This window comes from Sinomonas sp., assembly GCF_036848755.1.
Lineage (GTDB): Bacteria > Actinomycetota > Actinomycetes > Actinomycetales > Micrococcaceae > Sinomonas.
Window position 1 is genome coordinate 1 of the sequence record NZ_DAIUJO010000181.1, and the last position, 4,725, is coordinate 4,725.

Sequence of the window (4,725 nt, forward strand, 5' to 3'; positions counted from 1 at the left end):
CAAACCCGCCCACCCGCCGAGAACCCAATCGACACGCAGGGCTGCACCGCCGCGTCAACTGACAGGAGAGGTGCGAACAGGGCCCCGCCATCGCGATGCCCTCGGAGCTGCTCTGTCCCTTGGGACGTCCCGATGGCGCGGGGCAGGACGGGTGGCGCCGGGAGGGAGAGGGTCCTACTCGTCGTCGGTTCCGGCGAGGAGCGCCACGGCGAGGAGCCCGCGGGCGACGGCGGCCCGGAGCCCCTCCGTGACCTCGAGACCGGCCGTGCGGGTGCCGGCGACCAGGGCCGCGCGTTCGAGGTTGCGCAGCGTCCACACGGTGCCATCGCCGGGCAGGGCGGACTCCGGCAGGCCCGGGCCGAGGTCCTCCGGGGCGAGGGCGCGGATGAGCTGGAGGACCGATTCCTGGACGATGAGCGCACCGAGGGTTCCATGGCCCAGCGGGGCCGTGAGGGTCTGTGCGACGAACATCGCTGCGACCGTCTCGGCCAGCCCCAGCGGGGGGAGCGCCTCGGCTGTCCATTCGGCGGCTGCGGGGCCGGGCCGGACGCGGGAGGAAGCGGTCTCGATCACCTCCGCGGTGGCCAGTGCCTCCCACCACTGGGCGAGCAGGGGGACCTGGGCCATCGACAGCGCCTGGAGCGGGGCATCCTCGTCGCGTTCGCTGCCGACCCGTTTGGCGACTCCGACCGCCCGGATGCCCAGCATCCCGGCGACGTGCTCGATGTCCGCGCGTCGTACGCCTCCGGACTGGGTGGCGGGCCTGCCGCTGCCGACCCATTGGAGCAGTTCGGCCACGGCTGCGATGAGCGGGGTCCGCGCGAGCGCGGCACGGCGCACCTCGGGGTCGACTTCCTCCGCGTGCTCCAGGATCGCCCCGAGGGGCCCGGATCCGGCACCGGCGTCGACGAGTGCGTCCTCGAGGGCCTCGTGCGCGGCCTCCCATGCGGGGAGGTCGTGGCCTGCGTCGAGGCGGAAGTGCACGTAGTCGTCCAGCGTCTCGAGCGCGGCCTCGAGCGCCTCGGGGCTCTCGGGGTCGTCGGCGTCCCAGAGCAGGTCGATCAGCGCCTCGATGTCGGGGGCGTGGTGCAGGTCGAGGCCCTGGTCGCGCCCGATGTCCGCCAGTGCCTGCAGCATCTCCAGCTCCTCGGGCACCGTGGGGGCGGCGATCGAGGGCGCGCGTTCGAGCCACGCGGCGAAGCCGCGCCGCAGCGCACGGTCGGCCGACGCCATGCCACCGCGCATGCGAGGCGCAGTACCCGGGCCCCTTCCCGCACCGGGGGCGGGGCGGGTGCGCATGAAGCTGGCGCCAGGCCTCTGGGGGGATGCAGCCGGCGGGACAGGCCGCACCGGAGCTCGGCCCGCACCGCCGTCGACGAGGACGCGCCCGGCGACCTCTTGCACCGTTGCGTTCTCGCTTGCGGCGCGGGCGATCAGGGAGGCTGCGACCAGGAGCACGGATCCCTCGAGCAGTGCCAGCCCCCCGTGCCGGTGCAGGCTCGCCAGCGAGGCGAACGCGCGCCCCTTGCGGGCCAGGGCCAGGACATCGGTCGCCGCAGCCCATGCGGCCCGGTTCCAGCGCGGCAGGCGCGTGCCCGTGAGCGCGGCACGGAGGCCGGGGTCGGTGTGCCAGGCGTCCAGGAGCCCCAGGCTGACGCCGATGAGGTGCGAGATGGCCGGGGCGTCGGCGACCGGTTCGCTCCCGATGCCGGCGAGCACGGCGGCGGCACGGTCTTCATCGCCCTCGGCGAACGCCTCGGCGAACCGCCGCAGGACTGCGAGGGCCTCGGCACGCCGGGTGCCGACCGGGGTGAACAGCATGAGGTTGTGGTGCTCGGTCGCGCGGGCGAGCGCTTCGTCGAGGTCGTCGAGATCGATGTCCTGGTCGGGATTGTCGAGGTCGATCCCCTCGGCTGCGAGCAGCGGCGCGAGGTCCTCCATCATCCGGGCAGCCATGCCGGGGGCGTGGACGACCCCCATCCGGGCCAGCTGCGCAACGAACTCGGGGTCTTCGAACGGCGAGCTCACCCGGTCAACGGTACGCGCCTGGGCTGGCGGGCGGCCACTTGCCGGACCCGAGGAAGACTCCTCGCGGCTGGGGTCCTTGCCTCATGCCGGAAGGCTCCGGGCAGCGGCGTGGTTTTCGGTTGCAGTGGGAGGCTTCGCCGCGATGCTCTGGCCGGTTCCTGTGCCCACGGCGCCCCCGACATCCCCTTGCGTTCGCTGGCTACTTGGGCACGTCCTGGGCGGGGTTGCCCGACTGGGGGTCAGGGCCTGTTGGCGAGGATGTCCGTGCCGAAGGCGTTGAGCCCGGGGGCCCCGGCGTAGCCGAGGCGGGGCAGGGAGAAGAGGTCCTCGATGGTGGCGAGCAGGCTGTAGTGGTTGTAGGGCGTGCTCGAGGTGGTTCCACCCTTGACGAAGGGCGAGAGGACGAGGGCGCCGATGTGCCCGCCGGCGGTGCCGCCGGGCAGGAGCCCGGCGGGTCCGGTGGTGCCGCCGCCGGATTCGTCGAAGGTGATCACGAGCAGTCCGTCCTGCCTGTACGCGGGGGAGGCCAGGATGGCCGGAACGTTCTCCCGGAGCCAGGCGTCGGCGCTTTCCAGCCCGCCCGGGCGGCCGTCGACGCAGGGGCTGTCGTGGCCGTCGTGGCACAGGTTCGGGGTGATGTAGGAGAGGTCGGGGGTGGTGGCGGCGGACTTGAGGTCGCCGGCGAGCTGGGTGAAGGGGACGACGCTGCTCCGGCACTGGGGGGTGGAGGTGATCGACTCGAAGTACACGAAGGGGTTGTGGCGGGTGGCGTACTGATCGCCCGCCTTGGCGCTCTGGTGGTCGTCCTTGGCACCGAGTGGGGGGTGCTCGCACGGGCGCTGCATGTCTTCCATGTAGCCCTTCCAGGTCTTCCCGGCCGCGGTGAGCTGTCCGGCGACGGTGGGGACGGAGGGCGGGTACACGCACCCAGTACCCAGCACCTGCCCGGGGGCGGCGGTCCCGGTCTGCTGGAAGGCGGAGTAGGTGGGGCAGTCGGCCCGGCTCGCCGGGTTCGAGGCCTGCCCGGAGATCTGGGCGAGGTAGTTCCCGGCGGAGTTGTGGGCGATCCCGTAGTACTGGGAGAGCAGCACGCCCTGGGCCCGCAGGGTTTTGGACAGGTACGCGGCCTTCGAGGAGGCGCCCCAGGTTTCGTAGTAGCCCTTGTTCTCGAGGTTGATCACGAACACGTGCCCCACCCTCCCCGGAGAGCCTGCCGAGGACCCGGCCGCGGCTCCGGTCCCCGGGGAGGCCGTTGCCGTTCTCGCCCCCGCGGTAGGGCTCAGGCTGGGGGAGGGGGACTGGCAGCCCGCTGCCGCCAGGGCCAGGGCAGCTGCGACGGCCAGCCCGGCGCAGCGCCGACCCGCGCCCCTGCGTGCAGTCGCACCTGCGGTGTTCCGGATCATCGCTTCCTGCCTTCCCTTCCGCCGGTCCGGGCCGGACCACCTCGGACCGGCCCCGGGCCCGAGTGGACGGCCCTGCCCGTTGGGCCCACTCTGCCAAGCCCGGGCATCCCGAGGCCACACTTGCCGGTACTCGATTCCCGCACCCCGGGGCCCCGCGGGCAGGCCAGCGCATGGTGCGGTACCCGGGCGCCCGCTGCCGCTGCGCGGCCGGCCCGGGGCTGGTCTGCGGCCACAGCCGGGAGCCCGGGCTTCTTAGAGATCCCTTAGACCGGGGCGGCGATCATGGGGCCATGTCCCTTCCCCACTCCCCGATCGGCTCGGACGAGAGAGCAGCCAGCACCTGTTGTGAGGACGGGGGCGCGCCGGACGCGCGGGCCCGTCACGTGTCGGGGGCCTTCAGGAAGGTCCCGGATGCCACTGCCCTGTTCTGGGTGGTCAAGCTGCTCACGACCGCCCTGGGCGAGTCGACCGCGGACTTCCTCGTGAACGGCTTCAACCCCTACCTGGCGGTCGTGGGGTCCTTCCTGGTCTTCGCCGTTGCCCTGGCCCTGCAGTTCCGCGCCCGGCGGTACATCCCGTGGGTCTACTGGCTGGCGGTGACGATGGTCGCCGTGTTCGGGACCATGGCCGCCGACGTCCTGCACGTGGTCCTCGGGGTGCCCTACACGCTCTCCTCGGCCGGGTTCGGGGTTCTCCTCGCGGCCGTGTTCTGGCTCTGGCGCCGCGCGGAGGGGACCCTCTCCGTCCACAGCATCACCAGCGGCCGCCGTGAGGTGTTCTACTGGGCGGCGGTGTGCGCGGCGTTCGCCCTGGGCACCGCGGCCGGGGACCTGCTGGCCTACTCCGCCGGCCTGGGGTTCCTGGGGGCCGGGACGGTGTTCGTTCTGATGTTCGCCGCCCCCGGGGCTGCCAGGGCATCCCTGGGCCTGAACGGGACCCTGGCGTTCTGGGCCTCCTACGTCCTGACCCGCCCGCTGGGGGCCTCGTTCGCGGACTGGACCGGCAAGGGCCCCGACGTCGGCGGCCTCGGATGGGGAGACGGCCCGGTCGCGGCCGTGCTCCTGGCCCTGATCGTCATCCTCGTCGGCCGCCTCCAGCTCAGCCCGCGCACCGGGAGGCGCGCTCCCAGGCCCTCCCGCTGAAACGGAGGAGGGCCGCCGAGGGGACTGGCAAGCCACTGGGCTTGAGGCATGTGAGGAGTCCCCCAGCCTCGGCCCCTACCCTCGGTCGGGTGGGTGTTGTCGAGTCGTTGCCTTCGGCCCGTGCCGGCGTTGCCCGGCTGGGCTATGTTCCG

3 protein-coding genes are annotated in these 4,725 nt (G+C 73.1%); 1 reads left to right on the forward strand and 2 read right to left on the reverse strand.

The window, feature by feature from the left end; genetic code table 11:
• Positions 1–174 precede the first annotated feature (174 nt).
• Both V7053_RS17925 and V7053_RS17930 read right to left on the reverse strand, forming a co-directional pair.
• Positions 175–2,028 carry a hypothetical protein gene (locus tag V7053_RS17925; protein WP_334173622.1) on the reverse strand — a complete coding sequence of 618 codons (1,854 nt, stop codon included), beginning with the start codon at positions 2,026–2,028 and terminating at the stop codon, positions 175–177.
• A gap of 239 nt (positions 2,029–2,267) precedes the next feature.
• Positions 2,268–3,215: an alkaline phosphatase family protein gene (locus V7053_RS17930; protein ID WP_334173623.1), complete on the reverse strand. Its 948-nt coding sequence runs from the start codon at positions 3,213–3,215 to the stop codon at positions 2,268–2,270.
• A gap of 506 nt (positions 3,216–3,721) precedes the next feature.
• Between V7053_RS17930 and V7053_RS17935 the strand changes: the two genes are divergently transcribed.
• Positions 3,722–4,573 carry a COG4705 family protein gene (locus V7053_RS17935; RefSeq protein WP_334173624.1) on the forward strand — a complete coding sequence of 284 codons (852 nt, stop codon included), beginning with the start codon at positions 3,722–3,724 and terminating at the stop codon, positions 4,571–4,573.
• The last annotated feature ends 152 nt before the right edge of the window (positions 4,574–4,725 follow it).

What these genes read in the sequence shown, in the direction of transcription:
- V7053_RS17935 (WP_334173624.1), top strand. Translation starts at nt 3,722, where the DNA reads ATGTCCCTTCCCCACTCCCCGATCGGCTCGGACGAGAGAGCAGCCAGC.